24 protein-coding genes are annotated in these 25,631 nt (G+C 27.1%); 15 read left to right on the top strand and 9 right to left on the bottom strand.

All coding sequences use genetic code 11. The annotated features are described in order from the left end of the window. Window positions 1-256: 256 nt before the first annotated feature. Genes HZY83_RS03935 through HZY83_RS03920 form a run of 4 tightly spaced genes read left to right on the top strand, consistent with a single transcriptional unit; the run spans window position 257 to window position 4,341 of the window. Complete coding sequence (locus HZY83_RS03935; protein WP_179942773.1) at window positions 257-604, top strand: YlbF family regulator; 348 nt, start codon at window positions 257-259, stop codon at window positions 602-604. Further along, complete coding sequence (gene hemZ / locus HZY83_RS03930; RefSeq protein ID WP_179942772.1) at window positions 594-2,060, top strand: coproporphyrinogen dehydrogenase HemZ; 1,467 nt, start codon at window positions 594-596, stop codon at window positions 2,058-2,060. The genes HZY83_RS03935 and hemZ overlap by 11 nt, the downstream gene beginning before the upstream one ends. Before the next feature lie 12 nt (window positions 2,061-2,072). Beyond that, the gene (locus tag HZY83_RS03925; protein WP_179942771.1) at window positions 2,073-3,014 is read left to right on the top strand and encodes an HD domain-containing protein; all 942 of its coding nucleotides are present in this window, start codon (window positions 2,073-2,075) and stop codon (window positions 3,012-3,014) included. 25 nt (window positions 3,015-3,039) lie between these two features. Further along, complete coding sequence (locus HZY83_RS03920; RefSeq protein WP_218925329.1) at window positions 3,040-4,341, top strand: NCS2 family permease; 1,302 nt, start codon at window positions 3,040-3,042, stop codon at window positions 4,339-4,341. A gap of 77 nt (window positions 4,342-4,418) precedes the next feature. Here HZY83_RS03920 and HZY83_RS03915 read toward each other — a convergent pair whose 3' ends face one another. The 9 genes from HZY83_RS03915 to mbhE all read right to left on the bottom strand — a co-directional run bounded on the left by HZY83_RS03915 (window position 4,419) and on the right by mbhE (window position 12,898). Continuing rightward, window positions 4,419-5,582: a class I SAM-dependent methyltransferase gene (locus tag HZY83_RS03915; protein WP_179942770.1), complete on the bottom strand. Its 1,164-nt coding sequence runs from the start codon at window positions 5,580-5,582 to the stop codon at window positions 4,419-4,421. A gap of 96 nt (window positions 5,583-5,678) precedes the next feature. After that, window positions 5,679-7,019: a phosphoglucosamine mutase gene (gene glmM, locus HZY83_RS03910; RefSeq protein WP_179942769.1), complete on the bottom strand. Its 1,341-nt coding sequence runs from the start codon at window positions 7,017-7,019 to the stop codon at window positions 5,679-5,681. 143 nt (window positions 7,020-7,162) lie between these two features. Then, a complete protein-coding gene (locus HZY83_RS03905) occupies window positions 7,163-7,534 on the bottom strand; it encodes a cation:proton antiporter (RefSeq protein WP_179942768.1) in 372 nt (123 codons plus the stop codon). Beyond that, window positions 7,518-7,811, bottom strand: coding sequence for an MrpF/PhaF family protein (locus tag HZY83_RS03900; RefSeq protein ID WP_179942767.1), 294 nt, complete (start codon window positions 7,809-7,811; stop codon window positions 7,518-7,520). The genes HZY83_RS03905 and HZY83_RS03900 overlap by 17 nt, the downstream gene beginning before the upstream one ends. After that, the gene (locus HZY83_RS03895) at window positions 7,804-8,286 is read right to left on the bottom strand and encodes a Na+/H+ antiporter subunit E (RefSeq protein ID WP_179942766.1); all 483 of its coding nucleotides are present in this window, start codon (window positions 8,284-8,286) and stop codon (window positions 7,804-7,806) included. Before HZY83_RS03895 ends, HZY83_RS03900 begins: the two co-directional genes overlap by 8 nt. A 6-nt stretch (window positions 8,287-8,292) precedes the next feature. Further along, window positions 8,293-9,771 carry a proton-conducting transporter transmembrane domain-containing protein gene (locus tag HZY83_RS03890; protein ID WP_179942765.1) on the bottom strand — a complete coding sequence of 493 codons (1,479 nt, stop codon included), beginning with the start codon at window positions 9,769-9,771 and terminating at the stop codon, window positions 8,293-8,295. After that, window positions 9,764-10,126, bottom strand: a complete 363-nt coding sequence (locus tag HZY83_RS03885) for a sodium:proton antiporter (RefSeq protein WP_179942764.1) — start codon at window positions 10,124-10,126, stop codon at window positions 9,764-9,766. The genes HZY83_RS03890 and HZY83_RS03885 overlap by 8 nt, the downstream gene beginning before the upstream one ends. Next, window positions 10,126-10,551 carry an MnhB domain-containing protein gene (locus tag HZY83_RS03880; RefSeq protein ID WP_179942763.1) on the bottom strand — a complete coding sequence of 142 codons (426 nt, stop codon included), beginning with the start codon at window positions 10,549-10,551 and terminating at the stop codon, window positions 10,126-10,128. The genes HZY83_RS03885 and HZY83_RS03880 overlap by 1 nt, the downstream gene beginning before the upstream one ends. After that, the gene (gene mbhE / locus HZY83_RS03875; protein ID WP_179942762.1) at window positions 10,541-12,898 is read right to left on the bottom strand and encodes a hydrogen gas-evolving membrane-bound hydrogenase subunit E; all 2,358 of its coding nucleotides are present in this window, start codon (window positions 12,896-12,898) and stop codon (window positions 10,541-10,543) included. The genes HZY83_RS03880 and mbhE overlap by 11 nt, the downstream gene beginning before the upstream one ends. 254 nt (window positions 12,899-13,152) lie before the next feature. Here mbhE and deoD point away from each other — a divergent pair, with 254 nt between their 5' ends. From deoD to HZY83_RS03820, 11 genes are all read left to right on the top strand, one after another. After that, a complete protein-coding gene (gene deoD / locus HZY83_RS03870; protein ID WP_179942761.1) occupies window positions 13,153-13,863 on the top strand; it encodes a purine-nucleoside phosphorylase in 711 nt (236 codons plus the stop codon). 24 nt (window positions 13,864-13,887) lie between these two features. Next, window positions 13,888-15,606 (top strand): phospho-sugar mutase, encoded by a 1,719-nt coding sequence (locus HZY83_RS03865; RefSeq protein ID WP_179942760.1) that lies wholly within the window; start codon window positions 13,888-13,890, stop codon window positions 15,604-15,606. A 95-nt stretch (window positions 15,607-15,701) separates the two neighbouring features. Further along, window positions 15,702-16,187 (top strand): acyl-CoA thioesterase, encoded by a 486-nt coding sequence (locus HZY83_RS03860; RefSeq protein WP_179942759.1) that lies wholly within the window; start codon window positions 15,702-15,704, stop codon window positions 16,185-16,187. A 21-nt stretch (window positions 16,188-16,208) separates the two neighbouring features. Then, complete coding sequence (gene pepT / locus HZY83_RS03855) at window positions 16,209-17,435, top strand: peptidase T (RefSeq protein WP_179942758.1); 1,227 nt, start codon at window positions 16,209-16,211, stop codon at window positions 17,433-17,435. Window positions 17,436-17,540: 105 nt separating this feature from the next. After that, window positions 17,541-18,308 carry a TIGR01457 family HAD-type hydrolase gene (locus tag HZY83_RS03850; protein WP_179942757.1) on the top strand — a complete coding sequence of 256 codons (768 nt, stop codon included), beginning with the start codon at window positions 17,541-17,543 and terminating at the stop codon, window positions 18,306-18,308. Window positions 18,309-18,354: 46 nt separating this feature from the next. Next, window positions 18,355-19,116: a type I methionyl aminopeptidase gene (gene map / locus HZY83_RS03845; protein WP_179942756.1), complete on the top strand. Its 762-nt coding sequence runs from the start codon at window positions 18,355-18,357 to the stop codon at window positions 19,114-19,116. Window positions 19,117-19,183: 67 nt separating this feature from the next. After that, window positions 19,184-21,232, top strand: coding sequence for a type I DNA topoisomerase (gene topA / locus HZY83_RS03840; RefSeq protein ID WP_179942755.1), 2,049 nt, complete (start codon window positions 19,184-19,186; stop codon window positions 21,230-21,232). A 276-nt stretch (window positions 21,233-21,508) separates the two neighbouring features. After that, the gene (gene brnQ, locus HZY83_RS03835) at window positions 21,509-22,831 is read left to right on the top strand and encodes a branched-chain amino acid transport system II carrier protein (RefSeq protein WP_228098456.1); all 1,323 of its coding nucleotides are present in this window, start codon (window positions 21,509-21,511) and stop codon (window positions 22,829-22,831) included. A gap of 147 nt (window positions 22,832-22,978) precedes the next feature. Then, the gene (locus HZY83_RS03830; RefSeq protein ID WP_179942754.1) at window positions 22,979-23,821 is read left to right on the top strand and encodes a hypothetical protein; all 843 of its coding nucleotides are present in this window, start codon (window positions 22,979-22,981) and stop codon (window positions 23,819-23,821) included. A gap of 2 nt (window positions 23,822-23,823) precedes the next feature. Continuing rightward, complete coding sequence (locus tag HZY83_RS03825) at window positions 23,824-24,558, top strand: hypothetical protein (RefSeq protein WP_179942753.1); 735 nt, start codon at window positions 23,824-23,826, stop codon at window positions 24,556-24,558. Window positions 24,559-24,752: 194 nt separating this feature from the next. Further along, complete coding sequence (locus HZY83_RS03820) at window positions 24,753-25,526, top strand: TerC family protein (RefSeq protein WP_179942752.1); 774 nt, start codon at window positions 24,753-24,755, stop codon at window positions 25,524-25,526. The last annotated feature ends 105 nt before the right edge of the window (window positions 25,527-25,631 follow it).

The following is a 25,631-nucleotide window of genomic DNA, read 5'->3' as shown; positions in this document are numbered from 1 at the left end:
TACAAGCACTTAGTTTAATGCTAGGCACCTTTTTATATTTTTAATTTATTACTTTATCTTATTATAAATTTAAGTTTTATTAATTTAGAAAATCAATGTATATTTTATATGGAAAAGTACTTAATTTTGTTTGAATTATTTATTATATTCAATAAATTTATCAAAACTTTCATAATTATAATATTCATTGTAATTCTTTTAAATAGTCATAATTTATGTTATAATTAGGTTATTACTTGATAGGAGATTTTATAATATGAATATATATGATAAAGCTAATGAATTTGAAAAAAGTCTACGAGAAAGCGATGTTTACAAAGATTTAGTAGAGGCTTTTGAGAATTTAGAAAAAAATGCAGAATCGAAAAATTTGTATAAAGAATTTATTGATACCCAAAGTAGTTTTATGCAAAGTATGCAAACTGGAGAACAACCATCAGAAGAACAATTACAATCTTTCCAACAGTTACAAGAGAAATTAGTAGCTGATGAAAATGTTAGTAAGTTAATTCAAGCACAACAAAGATTACAAGTAACTATTGAAGATATTAACAAAGTTATTTACAAACCTTTAGAAGAATTATTTAATAAATATGAAAAATAATTATAATTTTCTTGTGTCAGGTATTTCCGAAGAAATTTATGATTTGACACTAAAACACCTTGCGCAACAATATGTGCAAGGTGCTACTTTTTGTTACAACTTTGAGAGAAAAGAAGATGTACTAAATATTTCTTTGGAATTTGAAATTAATGATGAATTTGTTGGTTTAAAATGTGATTTTTATGATGATTATGAGAGTAAATCTATAATTAAAAATAAAAATAGAAAAGAACTAAAAAGGATAGTTAGCAAAGAAATTGTAAAATTGTTCAATAAGATATTTAATTATGAAGCTCCGTGGGGAGTATTAACAGGGATTAGGCCTACAAAGTTATTTCATATGCTGTATAATCAATACAGAGATATTGAAACTGTCCGTAATATTTTAAAAGATGACTATTTGGTTACACTTCCGAGTATAAATATATTAGAAAGTATTTTTAAAACCCAAATTGAAGCAATTCCTGATGTTTATAATTTAAATAATGATGAGGTTAGTATTTATATAGGGATACCTTTTTGTCCGACTAAATGTGCTTATTGTACATTTCCAGCATATCAAATTAAAAAGAATGATTCTAGAATGGAAAGTTTCTTGGATATGTTATTTAAAGAAATTGATTTAGTATTTGATGTACTTATCAAGAAAGGGAAGGAAGTTACAACTATTTATTTAGGAGGGGGTACTCCTACTAGTTTATCGGCTATAGATTTGGAGAAGGTATTACAAAAGATATATTCAAAAATAAATTCTAATAAATTAAGAGAAATAACAGTAGAGGCTGGAAGACCTGATACGATTGATATAGAAAAATTAGAAGTCCTAAAAAAATATAATGTTAACAGAATCAGCGTTAATCCACAAAGTTTTAATAACAATACATTAAGAGCTATTGGAAGAATACATAGTGTTGAAGAAACAATTGACAAATATTACTTGTCAAGAGATTATATAGATACTATTAATATGGATATGATAGTAGGACTGCCCGGAGAGACTAAAATAGATATAGAGAATACTTTAGAAAATTTTGGAAATCTTATACCCGATAATATAACGGTTCACGCTTTGAGCTTTAAGAGAGCTAGTCATATGACCAAAAATAGAACTAAATATCCAGTGGCTACAGGAAATGAAGCAGAAGAGATGTTAGATATAACGAAGAAGTGGATGAAGGATAATGACTATATTCCTTATTATTTATATCGTCAAAAAAATATCTTAGCAAATATGGAAAATATAGGTTATTCTAAAAAAGGTCATATTAATTTGTATAATATAATTATTATGGAAGAGGTTCAAACTATAATAGGCATTGGTTGTGGAGCTAGCAGTAAGATAATTACAAAAGATAATAAAATTCATAATGTTTTAAACCCTAAGGATCCGGTAAGTTATAGTAACTATACTGAACAAATAGATAAAAAATTAAATATTATGTTAGAGTATTTATAAGGAGATGGTCAAATGTTTATCCAAGACTTTACGAATGGACAAGAAGTTAATCAATTTTTCTTAGTAGATAATATTACTAAGGGTATAGCTACTAGTGGTAAGCCGTATTTAACAATAGTGTTAAAGGATAAAACGGGAAGTATAGAAGCTAAAATGTGGGAAGTTACAGAAGAAGACTATAATAATTTAAAATCAGGAATTTTAGTATATATTGATGCAATAGCCAATGAATATCGTGGTAAAATGCAATTAAAATTAAGGTCTTATAGACTTAAAAATGATGATGAAGATATTGCTATTGACGATTTTATACAAATAGCGCCGTTACCTAAAGAAGTAATGATAAGTGATTTGAATATATTTCTAAAAGATATTCAAAATATAAAGCTTAAAGCGATAACTACAACATTGTTGAATAAATATAAAAAACAATTTGTATCTTATCCAGCAGCTAAATCTATGCATCATGATTTTTACTCTGGACTTATTTATCATACTGTAACTATGTTGAAAATTGCTAAATCTTTGGTAGAAATTTATCCTTTGTTAAACAAAGATTTGCTTTATAGCGGAATAATACTGCATGATTTAGGGAAAACTGTAGAATTGAGTGGACCTATAGCTACGTCTTATACGTTAGAAGGAGAGTTGTTAGGGCATATTTGTATAATGAGTGATGAAATTTCTCGTTGTGCAGAAAGTTTAAATATATCAGGAGAAGAGGTAATATTATTACGTCATTTAATATTATCTCATCATGGTAAATATGAATTTGGCTCTCCTAAATTACCGATGTTAAAAGAAGCAGAAATTTTGAATTTTATTGATAATATAGATGCACGTATGCAAATGTTTGATAAAAATTTAACTAATGTAGAACCAGGTAATTTTTCAGAAAGAATATTTGGTTTAGAAAATCGACAATTTTATGTACCTAAATTTGATAGAGAGTAATATTATAATTTAATAAGGAGAAAAAATGATAGAAAAAATATTTAATTTAAAGGGAAATAATACAAATGTAAAAACAGAGATTTCTTCTGGTTTTATTACTTTTTTTGCAATGAGTTATATTTTAGTAGTTAATCCTGCGATTTTGTCAGCTGCTGGAATTCCTCTAGATGTAGTATTTACAGCTACAGTTTTATCTAGCTTAGTAGGAACATTAATATTAGCATTAGGCGCAAACTATCCTATAGTAATTGCCCCTGGTATGGGTCTTAATTCTTATTTTGCAAGTATGGTAGCAGTGACTGGAGCAAATTATACTACTCTTTTGGCTACTTGTTTTATTGCTGGGGTTATATTTATTCTGTTATCTGCTACTAGATTTAGAGAAGCTCTTATTGATGCTATTCCTAACAATTTGAAATATGGAATATCAGTAGCTATCGGGTTATTTATAACTTTCTTAGGGCTTAAGAATTCGGGGATAATTGTTCCTAACGATGCAACTATATTGTCACTAGGTAAATTAAGTAATCCTATGGCATACTTGACAATACTAGGAATTGTTATTATTTTAATTTTATTAGTTCTGGAAATTAAAGGTGCAATCTTTATTGGAATGTTTATTATAGCTTTAATAAGTTATTTTATGGGATTATTAAAAATAGAAAATATATTTCAAGTACCTAATTTTAATTTAAATGTATTATACAACCCTATTACAGAAAGTATTAATGTTTTTGAAATGGGGTTATACGGAATAGTTTTTGCATTCCTAATGGTTACTTTATTTGATACTACTGGAACGATGATTGCAGTTGCTAATCAATCAGGTTTAGTAAAAAATGGAAAAATAAAAAAAGTTCGCCAAGTATTATTAGCTGATTCTGTAGCGACTACTGTAGGATCACTTTTTGGAACTTCACCAACTACAGCATATATTGAGTCTTCATCTGGTGTTGCTAATGGAGGGCGTACAGGACTTACATCATTGACAACGGCTATTTTAGTATTTTTATCATTGTTCTTGTTCCCGCTTGCTTCTAGCTTATCATCAGTAGCAGCAATCACATCACCAGCGTTAATCATAATAGGGTCATTTATGATGGAAAATATTTCTAAAATAGAATGGAACGATATAACTGAGTCATTTCCTGCATTTGCTACTATTTTAGGAATACCTTTAACAGGATCAATAAATGATGGTATAGCTTTCGGTTTTGTATTTTATGTTTTACTAAAATTAGTAAAAAAACAAGCAAAAGAAATTCATATTTTAATGTATGTATTTGCATTATTATTCTTAATTCAATTAATATGGTTGCACGGATAAATTATTAAATTTAGTATTTATAAAAAAGTGAACTATAATTTTCTATAGTTCACTTTTTTTATATTTCATTGTAAGCATTACGTTAATTTTATAGCCTCATCTACCAACATCATCTTTATTTGTAATGTATCTAGATATGTTTTAATTTCATTTATTTTTTGTTTATTAATTTTGTTGTCTTTTTTTATAGCCCTGATTAAAAGGTTTTTCGGAGTATTTTCTTCGGAAATAAATTCCATAATATTTGATTTATATCCAAATGAATTAAGAATTTCACTTCTTATTGAATCTGTAAGTAAACTAGCAAATTTTTCTTTTATAATTCCGTGTTTTAACATTATAGAAATATAATTTTCATTAAGTTGAGAATTCAATTCTTTTTGACAACAAGGGACAGCTAATATTACTTTTGTTTTCCAAGATATAGATTTTAAAATAGCTATATCAGTAGCTGTATCGCAAGCATGCAAACTTATAACCATATCTATTTTATCATCTGTAGAAAAATTTGCTACATCTCCATAAATAAAGTTTAATTTATTAAAATTTAATTTCTTAGCGATTTTGTTACAATTATCAATTACTTCTTTTTTTAAATCAATACCAATAATATTAGCATCTTTATTTAATATTTCTGTCAAATAATAATATACAGAGAATGTTAGATAACTTTTTCCGCTACCGAAATCTAGTATTTTGATAGCTTTATCTGTTGATATTTCTTTTATACAATAAGAGATATATTCTAAATATTTATTTATTTGTCTAAATTTATAAAACTTGTCTTTTTTTATTTTTCCTTCTTTTGTTTGAATACCTAACGCTATTAGAAAATCATATTTCATATTTTCATCTAATAAATAATTTTTTTTCTTATTTTGATTTTGTACAATATTTTTTTTATTTTGTATTTTTCTATTTACAGTAATTTTATATTTTTTTGAAATTTTTATATCTATATTTTCTTTTTCTGTTTGTATATTTATATCTCTAAAGCTTAAAAATATATTTTTTAGTTCATTAATAATATTTTCTTTAGAGTGTATAGGAATATTAATATGCTTTATAATTCTTTTATAGCGATATTCTAACTGTAAATTTGTCTGTTTTTTTATAATAACTAATTTAGCAATAATTTTTTCTAGTTCTTCACTTTTATTTCGGAAATTTGATGCGGTAAATTTTATTAATTTTTTATTTTCTATATCAATCCAAATATCACTTATTATATTTTCAAACATTTATATTATCTCCTTGTATTGATATTGGAATAGGGTTATTATTAAATAGCTTATCTATAAATTGTAATAAACTTTTTAATTAATAACCCTAATTTTTTATTTTACTGAATATTTGTCTCTTACTATTTTTGCGACTTGTTCACAATATTTTTCTGTTAGTTCATCACTTGAAGCTTCAACCATAACTCGTATTAAATTTTCTGTTCCTGAAGCACGCAGTAATATTCTACCATTATTAGATAGTTCATTTTCTACTTTTTTACATTCTGCAAGAACTTCTTCATCTTCTAGAGCTATTTTTTTATCAAGGACATTAATATTAATTAGTTTTTGTGGATATATAGTTACTTGATCTGCAAGTTTTTTTAATGTTGTATTTTTTTCTTTAATTATAGAAGCAAGTTGAACCGCAGCAAGAATACCATCTCCAGTAGTTGCATTATCCATTAATATTATATGACCAGATTGTTCTCCACCAATAGAGTAGTTATTTTTTCGCATTTCTTCAACTACATATCTGTCTCCAACTGATGTCTTTATAGATTGCATATCATTTTCTTCAACTGAACGATAAAAGCCTATATTACTCATAACTGTAGATACTATCATATTATCTTTTAGTTTATTTTGTTCTTTTAAGTGCTGAGCAAGAATAAACATTATTTTATCACCATCAACAATATTTCCTTCATTATCAACGGCAAGCAACCTATCTCCATCACCATCAAATGCTAATCCAAAATCTACTTCGTGTTCTTTAATGTAGTTTATAATAGTATCTAGCTTTGTAGAGCCAACGTTGTCATTAATATTTACTCCGTTAGGCTGACATCCTATAGTTTCTATATCTGCATCTAAATCTCCAAAGATAAATGGTGCTACATTTGTAGTTGCTCCATTAGCACAGTCTAAAATGATTTTTAGGCCTTCAAAATTATTATTAATGGTAGATTTAATATGTTGAATATATTTTTGAGTAAGTTCATAAGCATCGTGAATACGTCCTATATTATCGTAAGTAGCATTCTCTATATTATCTTCATCAATATAATTTTCTATTACTATTTCTTCTTCATCAGTCAGTTTGAAGCCATCTGCTCCAAAAATTTTTATTCCGTTATCTTGATATGGATTATGAGATGCTGAAATCATAATTCCACTTTCTGTTTCTAGTGTATTTGTTAAATAAGCTATAGCTGGAGTAGGAATTACGCCTGCTAACATAACATTTACTCCAACACTTGTTAATCCAGATACTATAGAATTTTCAATCATATCACAAGAAATACGAGTATCTCTACCTATTAAAACTTTTGGATCTTCTTTTTTTGATTTAAGAAGTTTACCTAATGCACGACCTACCTTAAAGCTTAGTTCAGCAGTAAGAGTTTCACCAGCAATACCTCTTATACCATCTGTTCCAAAATATTTTCTCATTTGAATTTCTCCTTAATATCTTTTCAATAAATTAATCTAGCTTGATATTACTATAATACTTAATATAAGTCAAGGTTAATATTACTACTGTATTTATTACAAATATAAAACTGGAACTCACTAGATGTAGTTCCAGTCTTATATTATTTATTATTAAATTTTTCTATATCCTCTAGAACAGGTTCAATTTGATTTTCACGTTTGAAAAAAGCAGATTTTTTTCTAACTATTGAACTTAATGCAATCATATGAGCTGTTATAGGTGATACTAGAAATAGAAATACTATAGATAAAATTAATTTGAATTCCAAACTGTTCATATGTTTATAAAAATATATGAATCCTGCGATCAATATTAATTCTACAGCAAATGATCCGGTAACACCAGCCGCATGGATTTTTGTAAGTTCATCTGGAAGTCTTATAAAACCTAATATTGTACTAAACATAGCTATTATAGCAATTATTATTAGAACAATTATAGCAATATTGATAGTATTATCTATCGTCGTCATTAGTAAAGACCTCCTTTCTTGCTAAGAATCTAGTTGTAACTACAGTACCTATAAAACATATTGCAGAGATAATTAATATAAGTGATACGTATGATGATGTTTTATAGTACATACTAATAAGCACAATAGCAGATATTAATGGCATTGCAATCAAATCACTAGCAATTAATTTATCGTAAATGCTTTTTCTAGTTACCATATAGTATAGTAGAAATACTATCATTAAGGCACTGGCAAATATACCTGCTAATATTGTTATGTTTAAAATTTTATCCATTATTTTCAACCTCCAATATAGCTTTTTCGAAACTAGATTTTATAGCTTCTATCTCTCCATTTATATCTTCTGTATCTAGTCTATGAATGAATAATTTAGAATTATCATGACTTACATTTACCGTAATTGTTCCAGGTGTTAAAGTTATCATATTGGCTAATAAAGTAATTTGCCAATCTTTTTTTACATCTAACGGATATTCAAATATTGCAGGATTCACATTTAACTTAGGTTTGTACATTAATTTTAATACAGCAATATCAGCTTTTATTAATTCTATTAGGAATAGAAGTATCAATTTTAACCATTTATAAATGTATAAGAAGTATAATTGTCCTGGTAACAATTTTTTGAAGATTATTATAATAATAGCTCCCCAGAAAAATCCAACAGCAAAATATTCAGTATTATATCCATTAGATAGAACCATCCATAAGAAACCGATAACGATATTTATTAAAATTTGTATTGCCATATTACATTATCCTTTCTTTAAAATTAAGTCTATATATTGTTGTGGATTTAGAATAGTAGATGCACTTTGATCTAAGAATATATCAAAGTAATTACTAGATATTCCAGAAATTATAGCAACTAAAAGCAATGCAATAACTGGAAATAGTAATGATTTAGGTAGTGTTTTATATTCTAATTCTTTATTGATATTATCATAGAATATATTTAAAAATATTTTTATAAGTGAATAGAATATAATTAAACCTGATAAAGTAACTACAATACTAGCAAATATCTGATCATCTTCAACTAAACCACGAATAATAAGAGCTTTCCCATAGAAGCCACTAAAAGGAGGAACTCCAGCTAAACAAAGTGTAGTAATGAAGAATGTCCACCCTAGTAAAGGATATTTGTTTATTAATCCACATTTTTTAATATTATGAACATTACAAGCGTAAATAATTAATCCTACAATAAGGAATAATACAGCTTTTAATAAAATATCATTAATAGCGTATAATATAGTTCCTTTTATACCACTAAGATTTAATGTTGCTGTTCCTGTTACCATAATTCCTAAAGATATTACAATATTAAAAATAACTATTTGTTTTAAATTCTTTTGGTAAATTGCACCTATACATCCAGCAATTATAGAAATAACTCCTAAGTAAATCAGTAAGTATTTTATAAATTTAGAATCAAAGTAGAATAAGCTGTAAGTTCTAATTATAGAATATAGACCGACTTTAGTAAGTAATGCTGCAAAAATTACAGAAATAGCTATTGGAGGAGCAGCATATGCTCTATTCATCCATGTAAATAAAGGGAATAATGCTCCTTTCATTGCAAATACAAAAATCATTACAGCTCCTATTAAATAAAGAGCATTTTTATTCTCTAGTGACATAATCGTTTTTGAAATGTATGCCATATTCAAGCTACCTACAATGGTATATAAATAACCAACACTTATAACAAACAAACTTCCTGCAAAAACGTTCATAAGAACGTAACTTATAGAAGATTTAATTTGTTCTTTGCTTATACCTACTAATAGTAATAAGTAAGAAGACATAAGTAAAATTTCGTAAAACACAAATAAGTTAAATATATCCCCTGTAATAAAAGCTCCATTGATACCTACCATAATTAATAAAAATCCTGGATAGAAGAAGCTTAGTTCTCTTTTTTTATCAATAGTTTTAAAAGAATACAGCAATGTAGCTAAAAATACTATAGAAGAAGTTAAGACTAAAATACTGTTAATACCATCTAAGGCAAGAGTTATTCCAAAAGGGCTAATCCAATTTCCCATTTCTAAAAATAATAATTTGTGTTCTTTAACTAAGAAAACATTGTATAATGCAGAAATAATTACTAAAAAACTAGCAAGAAAAGTAATTTTTCTTTGTATAGATATTTTGTTTTTAAAAAATATAGTTATAGCTGCAAATAGCAATGGAATGGCTATAGGTAAAACTATTAAATTACTACTCATTAGTATTTACCTCCTTATTCATATTTTCTACATCCTCTAAGATAGTTATATCATCACTACCTTTTAATTTGTAGTTAGCTATATAAATAGATATTAATAAGCATGTAACAGCGAAGCCAATAACTATTGCTGTAAGAATTAATGCGGCAGGAACAGGATCTATATAGTCAGTCCCTCTTTCAGATATAATTGGAATATCTCCGTCATATAATCCTCCCGCAATAAGTATTACTAGGTTTGCGGCGTGACCGAAAAGACCGACACCGATAATAATACGCATTGTACTTTTAGAAAGCATAAGGTAAACACCAAATCCTACTAAAATACCGCAAAGTATAATCATATAAAATTCCATTATTTCCCATCCTTTCCGAAAGCTAAAATAACTGACATTAGCACTCCAACAACAACTAAATAAACCCCAAGATCGAAAATAGCAGCTGTATGTAATTCAACATCTCCTATTAGAGGAAGATGTGCGTGAGTAAAGTGATGTTTGAAGAAATTTTTTCCTACAATCATACCACTAAAAGCAGTTCCTACAGAAAATAATAGACCTGCTGCAGTCACATAAATATAATTTATAGGTATTACTTTATTAACTTTATCAATACCATAAGTGAACATAGCTAAAGATATAGCCATTGTGCAAAGTAGACCACCTACAAATCCCCCACCAGGATAAAAATGTCCTGTAAAATATAAATAAAGAGATAATAAAAATATTACTATTGATGCAGTAGATGAAAGTGTTTTTAATATTAAATCATTAGTTTTCATTTTTATTTCCTCCTTTTTTTATAATTTTAAACATAGAGTAAATTATTAATGCTACCATACACATAACAGTTATTTCAAACAATGTATCGAATCCACGGAAATCTACTATTATAACATTAACTATGTTTCCTCCACCAGAAGGTTTTACATTATTAAAATAAAATTGGCTAATTTGTGATGGATTTTTTTGTGCGTAAGCAACTAATCCTACTATTGTAAAGCTTAAACCAGTTATTGCTGCAATTATTGCATTAGTTAATTTAAATTTAGATTTTTCCACGTGTTTTGTCTTGTTAGTAAGTATGATAAATGCTACTAAGAAGATAATTGTTGAAATAGATTCTATAACAAATTGTGTCATAGCAAGGTCTGGTGCTCTAAAAGTAACATATAAAGCAGTCATCATAAAACCTATACCAGATGAAGTCATAATTAAGACTAATCTATTAGTAATTCTAGCTAACGCAAAACAACATAATGTAATTCCTAGTGCAAGAACTATATTTATAATGTGAACTTTAGAGAAGTTACCTATTAGTTTAGGTGAGCCTAAAGCAAAATATCCACCAATAATTGTTGCTGATAAAGTTATAAATATATAACTCATATTACGTCTTATTCTATTAGTTATAAATAAATCGTGTAAATCACCACATAATTTATGTAGTGCTAAAGCAGATTTATCGTAAAGTTTTTGAATTGATACGATAACAGCACTGTAGTTGTAAACTGTATTTTTACTAGAAAAAGTTATGTAGATAATTGTACCTATAATAATAACAATTATTGTTGTTATCAATTCTGTAGACAGTATACTATCGTGAGTAATCTGTGTAGTATAATTTTTTGATTTAACAGCTGCTTCTTGAGCAGGGATAACTAAGTAATTTTTATAAAAATTATTAGCTATAGTAAAAATAGCAAGAATGGCAGGTGATATAGCTATCCCTATGCTAGGTTTATGGAACTTGTGATTACCTAGAACTTTGTTATCAAATGTTCCCATAAAAGGTTTGAATATCAAAATCATTGAATAAACAAAAGTTCCTATTGCTGCAATTATAGCTATAAAAATCACTATTAAATAAAGAGAACTAGTGTTAGTTAAGCTATAAAGTACAGTTAAGAAGTATTCTTTTGAATAGAAGCCACTAAATGGTGGAACTCCAGCCATTGACATTCCTGCCAGAATACTAATTACAAAGTTTATAGGTAAGAATACACGCATACCTCGTATCATTGATACGTCACGAGAATGTAGAGTGTGATCTATTATACCTGTTACCATAAATAGACTAGCTTTAAATGCAGCATGATTTAAAATATGGAAACAAACTGCATAAAATGCGAAAGTATAAATAGAGTTATTATTGTTTGCTAGTCCAAGATTACCAATACCAATCATTAAAGTCATCATACCAAGTTGACTTATTGTAGAGTATGCTAATATTGCTTTTAAATCTTTTAAGAATATTGCATTAACAGATCCTATAAGCATCGTTATTGCACCAAAAGTAATTAAAATATTTCCAAATACATTGCTAAATGAAAAGACAATTCCTATTCTAAGAAGTAAATAGATACCGGCTTTAACCATCGTTGCTGAGTGTAGGTAACTACTAATAGGAGTAGGTGCAGCCATAGCATCAGGTAACCATATATGGAATGGGAATTGAGCAGATTTAGTAAATGCCCCCATAATAATCATAGCCATAGCTATATATATATTGTTATTATTAAAACTATTATTTTGGCTATAAGTAATTATTTCAGAAATATTAAAACTTCCAGTAATGTTATAAAGAACAAAAATTCCTAGTAACATTAAAACTCCACCAAATACAGTTATTATTAATGATTTTAATGCTCCTTTTCTTGAAGCATCGTTTTCATGCCAATAACTGATAAGTAAGAATGAAGATACAGAAGTAAATTCCCAAAACATATACATACTAAGTAAGTTGTCGGATAGAACTACTCCTAACATCGCTGACATAAAAATCATTAAGAATATATAGAATTTATGTAGCTTAGGATCATCCTTTTGCATATAGTATGTAGAATAAAGTATTACTAGAGTACCTATACCTGTTATAAGTAATGCGAATAACAATGACAGACCATCTAATGTAAGATTTATGTCTAGTCCTACATTAGGAGCGAATGACAATACACTAGTTAGATTATTTCCATTGTATATACTCTTTATAGTTGATAAAAAATATAAAAACAAACTAAAAGGAATTAATATAATGAATACTCCTAAATGTATGCTTTTAATATATTTTTTGAGTAAAGGTACTATAAAAATTGCAAGTAAAGGTAATAAAATACTTACTTGTAACATTAAAAAACCCCTCTTTCTTTAAAATAATTGATAATATTTATTATATAATAATTAGAAAAAAATTGCTAGAATAATCATTGAAAATACATATAAAAACAAACATGATAAGGCTTTACTTAAAAATAAAAAAATCAATATAGTTACAGCACATATAACAGAAAAGATAAATGGAGATAGTTAGACCAAAAATAGCTTGTTAGATTTTTAAAAAGAATGTATAATATATAGGTAAAACATTTTCAGGAGGAATACAAATGACAAATATACAAACACCGCATATCAAGCCTAATGGAGTAGAAATTGCAGAAACTATTTTATTACCTGGTGATCCACTTAGAGCTAAATTTATAGCAGAAACTTTCTTAGAAGATGCCAAGTGTTTTAATGAAGTTAGAGGAATGCTAGGGTACACTGGAACATATAAAGGGAAAAAGATATCTGTAATGGGAACAGGAATGGGACCTGCAAGTATAGGAATATACTCTTATGAATTGATTCATTTTTTTGGAGTAAAAAATCTTATAAGAATTGGAACTTGTGGAGCGTTACAACCAGAAGTAAAATTATATGATGTAATTTTAGGTATGGCTTCTTCTACAAATTCAAACTATTTACACCAATATAATATTCCTGGACAATTAAGTTTACCAGCATCTTTTTATTTGTTAAACAAAGCTTATAAAGTTGCAAATGAAAAAGGAGTAGATACTCATGTAGGAAATATTTTATGTAGTGAAATATTCTATAATGCAGATAAAAATGCTATGGAAAATTGGATAAAAATGGGTATTTTAGCTGTAGAAATGGAAAGTACAGCACTTTATGCTAATGCTATAGCAGCTGGAGTTAATGCACTAACAATTTTAACAGTTAGTGATTCATTAGTTACAGGAGAGGAAACAACACCTGAAGAACGTCAAACAGCTTTTACAAAAATGATGGAAATAGCTTTGGAATTAGCTTAATTTATTAGAAAGGTATTTTTGAGTATGCAATATAATGAATTATATAAAAAATGGGTAGAGAGTCCAATTTTAACAGAAGAAGAAAAAAATCAATTGCTAAATATAGCGGAAAATGAAGAAGAAAAAGAAGATAGATTTTATAAAGAGCTAGAATTTGGAACTGCAGGATTACGTGGAAAAGTAGGAATGGGTTCTAATAGAATGAATAGATTTATAATAGCTCGTGCAACTAAAGCATTAGCTCAAACGATTATAGACAATGGATTACAAGAAAAAGGTATAGCTATTGCGCACGATTGTAGATTATTTTCTAAAGAATTTGCAAAATTATCAGCTTTAGTAATGGCAAGTAATGGGATAAAAGCATATTTATTTGAAGATTTAAGACCTACACCTGAACTTTCTTATACTATTCGTTATTTAAAAACTGCAAGTGGAATAAATATAACAGCAAGTCACAATCCAAAAGAATATAATGGTTATAAAGTTTATTGGGAAGAAGGTTCTCAAATCAAGTCAAATATTAGTGACAAAGTTTTAGAATACATTAATTCAATGGATATATTTGGAGAATATGTAACTATAACAGAAGAAGAAGCTTTAGAAAAAGGCTTGTTGGAATATATTGGAGAAGAAATAGATGAAAAATTCTATGCAGAAGCACTAGCTCAAACTATTAATGACGATAATATAGATAAAAATATATCGGTAGTTTATACTCCATTAAATGGAGCAGGGTATAAAGCTGTTACAACTGTTTTAGATCGTAGAGGATTTAAAAATGTACATGTTGTTGAAGAACAAAAAGATTCTGATGGAACATTCCCAACTATAGAATATCCTAATCCAGAAGATGTTGCAGCATTCGAATATAGTGAAAAATTAGCTAAGAAAGTTAATGCAGACATTTTGATTGCAACAGATCCAGATTGTGATAGACTAGCTGTTGAAGTTGTTCGTGACAATGAAATAATATCTTTAAATGGAAATCAGGTAGGAGCCATTTTAGTAAAATATGTTGTAGAAAGTTTAAGTAAGCAAAATAAATTGCCTAAAAATCCAGTTATAGTAAAATCAATAGTTACTTCAAAAATGGTAGAGCCATTGTGTAAAGAGTATGGTATAGAAGTAATAGATGTTCTTACAGGATTTAAAAATATATCAGCTTTACCTAATGAATTTGATATTACAAAAGAAAAGAACTATGTTATGGGTTATGAAGAAAGTATAGGCTATAATATAGGAACATTCCTTAGAGATAAAGACGGTGTAACTATTGCTATGATGCTAGTAGAGGCTGCTGCTTATTACAAAAAACAAAATAAAACATTAGTAGATGTTTTAGAATATTTTTATAAAAAATATGGATACTATTTAGATAAAACTATATCAATCACTTTAGAAGGAGCAGCTGGAGCTAAACGTATTTCTAGAATGATGGAACAATATAGAGAAATATATGCAAAAGAAATATCAGGAGCTAAAGTAGTTTCTATAACAGACTATTTAGAAGAAAAAGAATACGATTTAGTAAATAATAAAGAGATATCAATAGATATAGAAAAAACTAATGCGGTGAAATTCTCTTATGATGATGAGACTTGGTATACATTACGTCCTAGCGGTACAGAGCCAAAAGTTAAACTTTATATTTATGTAAGAGGAGATAATAAAGAACAAGCAGAATCTAAAATTGATACAGTAGAAAAAATAGTATTAGATTTATTATATTCAATAGAATAATTTATATAAACTGATTTAGAGGTATTAAATATTTCTAGGTCAGTTTATATTGAATAGTCTGGATTTAGAAATAAGAAAGTTATGGAGGGGAAACTATGAATTACAAGGATACTCTTGTAGAAGGAAATTATAATATATATCCATCATATTTAAATAGGCATAATACCCTTTTTGGAGGGCAGATACTTTATTGGATAGATGAAATAATGGGATTAGTTGTAAGAAAATATACTAGTATACCATTTGTTACAGCTAGCATTGATAATTATCAGTTTATTGATTCAGTGCCTAAGGAGGATATGTTGACACTTAAAAGTTATGTTTCTGGAGTAGGGAATAGAAGTATGGAGATATTTGTCGAAGCTTCAGCTTTTAATCATACAACTAGACAAACTAGATTAATAGGTATTTGTTTTGCTACTTTTTCTATTAGAAAAGATGTAGAAATTAATTATAAATTAGAAAAAGTTGATAGTTATGACACTGCTCTTACTAAATTGGTATCAAATAGTTATAACTATAGAAAATTAGGAGAATTTTCTTATCGTAATTTTACTAAAGAATATAAAAAGTTATTTTAACGAATTAAGAGGTGAATTATTATGAAATATAGTACAATGCTAGAAAGATTTTTGAATTATGTTAAATTTGAGACTAGATCTGATGCTAGTAGTTTAACTATCCCATCAACTATGCAACAAAAAGAATTTTTAAAAATGCTAAAATTAGAATTGGAAGAAATAGGTCTTAGTGATATTGTTTTAACAAAAGAAAATTGTTTTTTGACAGCAACTCTACCTGCTAATACAAAAAAACAATTTGATAAAATAGGATTTATTTCACATGTGGATACTGCCGCTTTTAATGCTATAGATATTAAACCAAAGGTAATAGAAAAATATGATGGTAAAGATATAGTATTAAATGATACTGATAATATATTAATGACTGTAGAAAATTTTCCTAATTTGAAAAATTACATAGGAAAAACACTCATTACAACTGATGGAACAACATTATTAGGAGCAGATGATAAGGCTGGGATTGTAGAAATAGTAGAAGCTATGAAGTATTTATTGGAACATCCAGAGATAGAACATGGAGAGATTCGTGTAGCATTTGGTCCAGATGAAGAAATAGGACGTGGAGCGGATAACTTTGATGCCAAATATTTTAATACAGATTATGCATATACAATGGATGGTGGTGTATTAGGTGAGTTACAATATGAGAGTTTTAACGCAGCACAAATTACATATAAAATAAAAGGTGTCAGTGTTCATCCGGGAACAGCAAAAGATAAGATGAAAAATGCCAATACAATTGCAGTAGAATTGGCATCACTATTTCCTAAAAAAGAAGTTCCAGAACATACATCGGGTTACGAAGGATTTTATTTATTACATGATTTACAAGCTAGAATTGAAGAAGCTACTTTAACATATATAATTCGTGATTTTGATAAAAAACAATTTTTGGATAGAAAAAGCTTTTGTGAAAATGTAGCTAAACAAATTAACGATAAATATGGTGATGTAGTTGAATATGAAATGTTTGATCAATATTATAATATGGGAGATATTATAGAAAAAGATAAAAGATCAGTTGATATTGCAGAATTAGCTATGAAAAATCTAGATATTAAGCCTATTATAATACCTATTCGTGGTGGAACTGATGGTTCAAAAATATCTTATATGGGAATACCCACTCCTAACATATTTGTAGGTGGAGAGAATTTTCATGGTCAATATGAATTTAGTTGTCTAGAGGATATGAAGAAAGCTGCTGATGTAATTGTAGAAATAGCGAAATTAGCTCAAAAATAAAATATTAGTATAAAAAATAAAAGTGGTATTTCTATAATACTACTTTTATTTTTTTTGAAAAGATTGTAAAATATTAACTATAAATTATTCAGTATAGGAGAGAAAATGAAAATAAAATCCTACAAATTATATTTAATAGATTTAGATGGAACTATATATAATGGTAATAAAAAAATAGATTATGCAAAAGAATTTATAGACTATTTGAATTTTAATAATATAGATTATTTATTTTTAACTAATAATTCCACAAGATTAGAAAAAGACGTAGTTGATAAATTAAAAACTTTTGGAATAGTAACTACAGAAAAAAATGTTTTTACATCATCAGTGGCAACTTCTATGTACTTATTAAATAACAATATAGATAAAATATATGTTATAGGTGAGAAAGGTTTAAAAACAACACTAGAAAGTAACAATATTTCTTTAGTATCTGAAAAAAAGGCACAGGCTGTTGTAGTAGGATTAGACAGATTAGTAACTTATGATAAACTTACTAAAGCGTGTCAAGCTATACTAAGAGGAGCAAAGTTTATTGCGACTAACCCAGATAAGCTTCTTCCTACAGAGCAAGGAATGGCTCTTAGTAATGGGGGACAAGTTAAATTATTGGAATATGCCTCTGATACTGAAGCGACAGTTATTGGAAAACCTAATGATATTATAATGGAGCTAGCTATGAGTAAGTTTGGTTGTAGAAAAGAAGATATTGTAATGATAGGCGATAATTATGATACAGATATATTAGCTGGAATAAATAGTGGTATAGATACAATTCATGTTCAAACGGGAGTCACAACTAAAGAACAATTATTAAATAAAGAGAAACAACCTACATATAGTATAGAAAATCTAAGTGAATTACTTTAAATATTTAAAAATTATTAATATAATATAAATCGAAGAGGTAAAATATATGATAATAAATAGCGAAGAACAATTAAATAAGATGAAAGAAATAGGCTATATTTGTGCTAAAATACGTGATACTATGCAAGAACATGCCATCCCAGGAGTATCAACAAAAGATTTAGACAATATAGCCAAAAAAATGTTTGAAGAATACGGAGCTAAATCTGCCCCAATAACTGAATATGATTTTCCAGGCTATACTTGTATTTCACTTAATAATCAAGTTGCTCATGGAATTCCGTCAAATAGTAAGATATTAAAAGATGGAGATTTATTAAATATAGATGTTTCTGGATGTAAAGATGGTTATTATGCTGATACTGGAGTATCTTTTGTTGTAGGAGTATGTGATAATCCTATGAAACAGAAAGTTTGTGATGTAGCTAAAGAATCTTTTTATGCTGGAATTAAATTTGCTGTTGCAGGAAAAAAAATAAATCAAATAGGAAAAAATATTCACAAAAAAATAAAAGAACATAAGCTAGAAGTAATAGAGAATTTGACAGGGCATGGGATAGGTACTAGCTTACATCAAGAACCTAGTCATGTTTTTAATTATTTTGATCCATGGGACAATCTTATTTTGAAAGATGGTATGTGTTTAGCTGTTGAACCGTTTGTTTCTACTAAAGCTAAAGAAGTAGGTAATAGTGATCGTGATGAATGGGAGTTAGTCACAAAAGATAATTCTTTTGTTGCTCAGTACGAACATACAATAGTGATTAGAGAAAATGAGGAACCTTTAATTTTAACTAAGATTGATTAATATAATTGACAATTAAAATAAAATGAATTAATATACATTTACTATAACATTTTAGGAGAAAAAATAAATGGCAGAAAATTTAGTAATTGTTGAGTCTCCGTCAAAAGCTAAAACAATAGAAAAATATCTTGGAAAGAAGTACAAAGTTATTTCTTCGAAAGGGCATATAAAAGATTTACCTAAAAGCAGGATGGGAGTTTCGGTTATTGATAGAGATAATATAGTTGCTGATTACATTTCTATAAGAGGAAAAGGAGATGTAATAAAAACTTTAAAAAAAGAAGCAAAAGGAATGAAAAATGTTTATCTTGCATCCGATCCTGATAGAGAGGGAGAAGCAATAGCTTGGCATATATCAAGTGTTCTAGATTTAGAAAAAGGAAAAAATAGAATTGTTTTTAATGAAATTACGAAAGATGCAGTAAAAGAAGCTATAAAGCATCCTAGAAATCTTGATGAAAACTTAGTAGATTCACAACAGGCCAGAAGAGTATTAGATAGACTTGTAGGTTATAACATATCACCAGTATTATGGAAAAAGGTTAAGCCAAAATTATCAGCAGGACGTGTTCAAAGTACAGCATTAAAATTAATAGTTGATAGGGAAAATGAAATCAATAAATTTATACCAGAAGAATACTGGTCAATTCCAATAGATTTTATAAAAAATAGAAGAATATTAACAGCTAATTTTTATTCTTATAAAGGAGAGAGAATAAAATTAAAATCAAAATCGGATGTTGATAAGGTAAAAAAAGCTATAAAAGGACAGATATTTTTAGTTACTGATGTTGTAAAAACAAATAAAAATAGAAATGCACCTAATGTTTATACGACATCTACCATGCAACAAGATGCATCTAGGAAAATAAATTTTAAAACAAGAAAAACTATGAGTGTAGCTCAAGAATTGTATGAGGGTATAAACTTAAAAAGGCTAGGAGGAGTAACGGGTCTTATTACTTATATGAGAACAGACTCTACTAGAATATCCGATGAATCTAAGATAGCTTGTTCTAATTTTATTTTTGAAAACTATGGTAAAGAATACACACGTTCAAATAGTAAGAAAATTAATAATAAGAAAAATGTTCAAGATGCGCATGAAGGTATTAGACCTACTAATGTTGAATTTACACCAGATAAAATAAAAGAACATTTAACTAATGATCAATTTAAACTTTATAAGTTAATTTGGGAAAGATTTGTGGCAAGTCAAATGGCTTCAGCTGTATATGAATCTACAAATACAACTTTTGAAAATAATAAAGTTGTATATAAAGCTAGTGAATCAAAGATTATTTTTGATGGTTTTTTGAAAGTTTTAAAAGAAAAAGAAAAAATAAAAGTGTGTGCTGAATTTGAAAAGGGAGAAGATGCTAAAATAAAAGAAATAAAAGAACAACAGCATTTCACGCAGCCCCCAGCTAGATATTCAGAAGCACGTTTAATAGCTACTTTGGAAGAATTAGGTATAGGACGACCATCTACATATGCAACTATAATAGATACTTTGCAGAAAAGATATTACGCCAAAATTAACAATAAAGTATTTGTGCCTACTGAATTAGGAGAGATAGTATGTAATATAATATCACAGTATTTTCCTGATATAATTAATTCCGAGTTTACAGCTAATCTAGAGAATGATTTAGATAAGATAGCCGAAGGTGATATAAAATGGCAAGAAGCAATATATAATTTTTATGAGAATTTCTATAAAGATGTACAAAAAGCTGAACAGCAATTAGAAAAAGTAGAAATAAAAAAAGAGTATACGGGAGAAAATTGTCCGGAATGTAGCTCACCGTTGTTATTTAAATTAGGAAAATTTGGGAAATTTGTAGCTTGTTCTAATTTTCCTGACTGTAGATATACAGAGACTATTCAGAAGAAAATAGGTGTTGTTTGTCCGAAATGTAAAAAGAATGAAATTTTAGAGAAGAAGTCTAAAAAAGGAAAGATATTCTATGGTTGTGAAGGATTCCCAGATTGTGATTTTGTTTCGTGGGATAAACCTATAAATAGATCATGTCCTAAATGTGATAACATTTTATATGAAGGAAAGAAAGCAGTATATTGTTCAAACTGCGACTATAAAGAAGATAATAAATAATAAAAAAGCAAATACAATTAATCGTATTTGCTTTTTTTTTATATTAATTAATGAAAAGTTGCCAAAGATAATGGAAACAAACAGAAAAACAAATGAACTTTCAATTAGTTTGAAAATTATTGATTTTAATATTAAATTTTTAGAAAATTAACATTAAAAATGAAAAAAATATTGATAATACATTGACATTTAATATTAAATATAATACTATATATACATCTCATTTTTGATGAGTATTAAAAATATTTTGATAAAGAACCTAAAGGAGGATTTAATTTGAAGTTTTTTAAAGAGAAGCCTTATATATCTATAGGATTTATGTTATTTGCTATGTTTTTTGGAGCAGGTAATTTAATTTTCCCAGCATTTCTAGGGCAAAATGCAGGAACTAATCTATTATGGGCTGACTTAGGATTAATTTTTACAGGGGTAGGATTACCTTTAGTAGCAGTTTTAGTAGTAGGATATTCTGGTGAAAAAGATTTATTAGACTTATCTAGTAGAGCAGGAAGATGGTTTGGTTTATCATTTACAACGTTATTATATTTAACTATAGGTCCATTTTTTGCGATACCTAGAACAGGAACTACTACATATGATTTAGGAGTAAGTATTTTTGTACCTGAAGAATACCAAAAAATAGGATTAGCACTATTTTTAGCATTTTTTATGGGGTTATCTTTATGGTTGTCAATTAATCCAGGAAAATTAGTTGATAGAATAGGAACAGTAATTACACCAGTATTATTACTTGCTATTGTTGTTTTAATTATAGCTTCATTAGTAAAACCTATGGGAAGCTATAGTGCCCCAACAGATGCTTATGCAACTTCAGCAGCAGCTCTATCATCTGGTATTTTAGAGGGTTATAATACTATGGACGTCTTAGCAGCATTAGTATTTGGTAATATTGTTATGGATGCAGTTCGTCAATACGGAGTTAAAGATGAATATGAACAAGGAAGAAATACTTTACGTGCAGCAGTTATAGCTTCTGGTATTTTAGGAGTGATTTATGTATTTATTTCAAATATAGGTGCAACTTCTCTTGAATTATTAGGATTACAAAAAAATGGAGCAGGAGTTTTAACAGGATCAATTAATTATTATTTTGGTACTGTAGGAAATATTTTACTATTTGTAATAGTATTTTTAGCTTGTTTAACTACTAGTGTAGGATTAATAACAGCTTGTTCAATTTACTTAAATAGATTATTCCCTAAAGTTAATTATAAAACTTTTGCGATAGCGATAGCTGTGTTTTCTTTTGCTGTAGGAAACTATGGATTAACTACACTTATTCAAGCAGCAGTACCAGTTCTAGTACTTCTTTATCCCCTGTCAATAGTTTTAGTAATTTTAGGATTTGCTAATAATTTATTTGGTGGTAAAAAAGAAGTTTATGTGTATACTATGGTTGCAACATTAATCTTTAGTTTATATACTACGGTATCTTCGACTTTCGGAGTATCTATAAATGCTTTAGATAAAGCTATAGCATATATTCCATTAAATGAACATAGTTTTGGATGGCTTACTATAGCATTATTAGGATTTATAATAGGATTAGTTGTTAGCACAGTTAAATCTAAAAAATAATAATTTTAAGAAAGTTAAGTGATTGGTTTACTTAACTTTCTTTTTCTTGAAAATATGTAAAATATAGTATATTATAATATAGTGATTGCTTATTTAATGTAGATATAAAATATATATAAAATATTAAAAATAATTAATGAGGTATTTATGTCACTAGAATTTAAAAATTTTAAAAAAAAATTAAGTAAAAAAAATAGTTTAGAATTAAATTTCTTTTTAGAAGATAATAAAAATTTGTCTATTATAGTAGATAATAGTAGCAGTTTGATTATTGAAAAAGTTTTTGCTAATAAAGAAAAATATAATGGGGAAATAATATTTAATAAAAGTAATATTAAAGATATCGCTAAGCCATTACTTATCAAAGATATAGGATTTTACAAAAATTTTTCTATTTATGAAACTCTAAAAAATATTTTATCTCTGTATGATATAAAATTTAAAAAGAAAGTTTTGTTAGACAATATAGAAAAATTAGGTTTTAATAGTAAAACTAAGTACAGTGATATAACTGATTCAGAAAAAGAAAAATTACACATTTATTTTTTAACTTTAATAAGTAAAGATTTATTAATATTAAATTTAGCAGATAGTGCTTTAACATCAGAAGATGAGCAGATAGTTTTTGATATACTGAAAGATAAATTAGCAAATAGCAGTATAACATTTATTAGTATATCAAGAAGTATTAATTTAATATCTGATTTATGTCACGATGCTTTAGTTATTGCTGATAATAAACAGTCATATTATGGTAGTCTTTCTAAATTAAATATAGTTAAAGATTTAATAATAATAGAGCTTGCTACTGAAAATCTTGAAAGAATAGTAGAAGAAATTGATTTAGATATTAAAATTATAGGGAATAAACTTATCATAAGAAAAGCAGATTTAGAAAAAGCGTTGTATTATTTTGTAAAATCAGATATTAGAGTAGTTAATATAGGTGATTTTAATAAAAATACATCACTTTATGAGGTTAAGGAGTAGTTATGTTAAAAATAGAATTTTTGAAGATATTTAAAAGAAAATATAATTACGTATATTTTTTAATTAGTAGTATTATATTACTAGGATTAGCACATAATTATGAAAAAATTTCTAATTATTTGGATGTAACGACTGTAGATTTTCTATATTCTTATCTTTATAAAGTAGTACTAATTTTTTCTATGATTATAGTAGTAGTTAATTTAGTACGTTCATATAGAGAAGACTATTATACAGGGGTATACAGATTATTAAATAAGGCTAATGTTTCTTATTTTAATATTTTAGTTTCTAAAGTTCAAGCTAATATTTTAGTATTTCTATTTTCTATGTTTGCAAAGATATTGATATTATCTAGTTACTTACATTTTATTAAAGGGATAGGAGTACGTACATTTTTAAATGAAAAATATTTTATTTTGATTTTAATTATGTTATTGTTTACTATATTTGTAACGTTATTTATTGTATCTATATTTAATGATACTAATATTGCTTTATCATTAACATTATTATTTTTCTTAGGAAATAAATTTTTAGTCATATATCTATCTAAAATTAGTGAATTTTTTGTAAATATAGAATATACTTTTTTAGGAGTATATAGTAAATCATTCACTTTGCTAGAGAACAATATAACTAATAGGAATTTTTATGAACTAGTTATTAGTTTATCTATAAATTGTTTGATTTTATTAATACTTTCATTATTAGTTAAATTTATTAAGAAAAAATAATTGACACTTAGATATAATTTGACTATAATTGTATTAATAATATCAAAGGGGAGTAACTTAGTTCTCTAAGAACTTCTAATATCGTCAATTCGTAGATACTATCTATCGGTATTAGAGATAACTGTGTTATTTAGTAAGACCTTTGCTTAAACAATTTTAAGCAAAGGTCTTTTATATTTGGAAAGGAGATTACAATGGATACACAGATTTTATTACAATATTTTATAGTTTTACTAAGTTTGATTTTGTTAGAGGGATTACTTTCTGCCGATAATGCTATCGTTTTAGCTATCATGGTGAGACATTTACCTCATAATCAACAAAAGAAAGCTTTATTGTATGGTCTTTTCGGAGCATTATTCTTTAGAATAGTAGCTATATTTTTGATTACAGTTCTTGCGAAATATTGGCAAATTCAAGTTATAGGTGGATTGTACTTACTTTATATGTCTATAATCCATATTATAGATTTTTATAAGAAGTTAGGTTCTAGTCCAGAAGAAGTAGAAGAGATTAGCAAGGGAAAAGAAAGTGGCTTTTGGATGACTGTACTGAAAGTTGAATTAACTGATATTGCCTTTGCTGTTGATTCTATATTAGCAGCAGTAGCTATTGCTATAACTTTACCTCATATTTCAGAAACGTCTATCGGTGGAATTAACCTAGGTCAGTTTATTGTTATGGTAATAGGAGGTATAATAGGGGTTATTATAATGAGATATGCTGCTAATGTATTTATCAAAGTATTAAATGATAAACCAGGTTTAGAGCTTGCAGCCTTCCTTATTGTTGCATGGGTAGGTATAAAACTTTTTGTTATAGCTGCTGCTAATCCATCGTTAGGATATTTAAATCCAGACTTTCCTCATTCAACAGCTTGGACTATAATATTCTGGGTTGTTTTATTAGGATTATTAGTTTTCGGTGTATTATATTCAAAGAAATTAAACGAAAAAATAAATAAATAATTAAAAAATGATTAGCTTTTTTAAAAGTAAAGCTAATCATTTTTTATTATGTATTTAATTGTATATTACTGTTTACTTTAAATGATTGACAAACTAATTGTAATT

Source organism: Gemella sp. GH3, assembly GCF_013415425.1.
GTDB lineage: Bacteria > Bacillota > Bacilli > Staphylococcales > Gemellaceae > Gemelliphila.
The sequence above is the reverse complement of the archived record's forward strand: the minus strand, read 5'-3'. Positions and strand labels throughout refer to the sequence as shown.